The 1,284-nt window shown below is 66.6% G+C and carries 2 protein-coding genes; both read right to left on the reverse strand.

Annotated elements, in window-relative coordinates:
- Positions 1-33: 33 nt before the first annotated feature.
- On the reverse strand, positions 34-921 hold the full coding sequence (locus ACFU8W_RS52490) for an IS3 family transposase (protein ID WP_384053011.1): 888 nt from the start codon (positions 919-921) through the stop codon (positions 34-36).
- On the reverse strand, positions 918-1,217 hold the full coding sequence (locus tag ACFU8W_RS52495; protein ID WP_384053013.1) for a transposase: 300 nt from the start codon (positions 1,215-1,217) through the stop codon (positions 918-920). The genes ACFU8W_RS52490 and ACFU8W_RS52495 overlap by 4 nt, the downstream gene beginning before the upstream one ends.
- Positions 1,218-1,284: the final 67 nt, after the last annotated feature.

Genomic DNA, 1,284 nt, shown 5'->3' on the forward strand with positions numbered 1-1,284 from the left:
TGAAGTTTCCCCGTGATCTTGGACACTCGTCGGTTATGCCGCGAGGGCGTGTTGATGCCGCTGCCTGGTCTCGGCTGGGGTGAGGTAGCCGAAGGTCTTGTGCTTGCGCAGGCGGCGGCGGTTGTAGAAGGTCTCGATGAAGGTGAAGACCTCGGCGCGGGCGGTGGCCCGGTCGGGCCAGATGCGGGTGCCGATCTCTTCCTTGAGCAGGGCCCAGAAACTCTCCGCGGCCGCGTTGTCGAAGCATGATCCGGTGCGTCCGCAGCTGTTCCTCAGTCCCAACTTCCTTATGCGCTCGCTGAATTGGGTCGAAGTGTATTCGCTGCCGCGGTCACTGTGGATCACGCAGCCGGGCTCCAGGTTCCCTCGGCCGTAGGCCATGTCGAGGGCGTCCACGACGAGTTCTGCGCGGTGGTGATCGGCCATGGCATAGCCGACGACCTCGCGGGTGGCCAGGTCCAGCCAGCAGGCGAGGTAGAGCCAGCCCTCGGCGGTGGGCAGGTAGGTGATGTCGCCGACCAGCTTGATTCCGGGCCGCTCGGCGTGGAAGTCGCGGCCGATCAGGTCTGGGGCCGGCTTCGCCTTCTTGTCGGGCTGGGTCAACGAGCGGCGCTTGCGCCGGGTGACGCCTCGGATGTCGCGCTCGCGCATCACGCGGGCGATGCGCTTGCGGTTCACCCGCCGCCCCAGACGCCGCAGTTCGGCGTGGATGCGCGGGACACCGTAGGTGCGGCGGGAGGCGACGTGCAGCACCGTGATCTCGTGCGCGAGCGCGTCGTCGGCGGCCTGCCGGACATGGCGGGCGGCCTCGCCCTCGCGCCACGCGTAGTAGGAGGAGCGGGCGACGTGCAGCACCCGGCACAGCAGAACGATCGGGTAGTTCGCCTTCTCCGCGTGGATGAACCGGTACAACTCGCTCACCGGTCGTTCTCCTTCACGAAGAAGGCGGTCGCTTTTTTCAGGATCTCGATCGTCTGCTGCTGCTCGCGGTTCTCCCGCCGCAGCCGCTTGAGCTCCTCGCGCTCGGCACTGCTCAATTCGCCGGGAGTGCCCTCGCCCCGGTCCGCCTTCGCCTTGCGGTACCAGCCGCGTAGGGACTCGGAGCTGATGCCGAGTTCCCGGGCGACCGCCGTGACCGTCTTGCCCGAGGAGTCGACGAGCGCGATCGCGTCCCGCTTGAACTCTTCGGTGTACCGCTTCATGTACTTGCTTCCCACCTGGTGCTACTTCCTCTGGAACCTCAGGTCCCAGTCTCCAGGTGTCCACGATCAAGGGGAAGGTTCA

This window comes from Streptomyces sp. NPDC057565, from assembly GCF_042801455.1.
Lineage (GTDB): Bacteria > Actinomycetota > Actinomycetes > Streptomycetales > Streptomycetaceae > Streptomyces > Streptomyces yanii.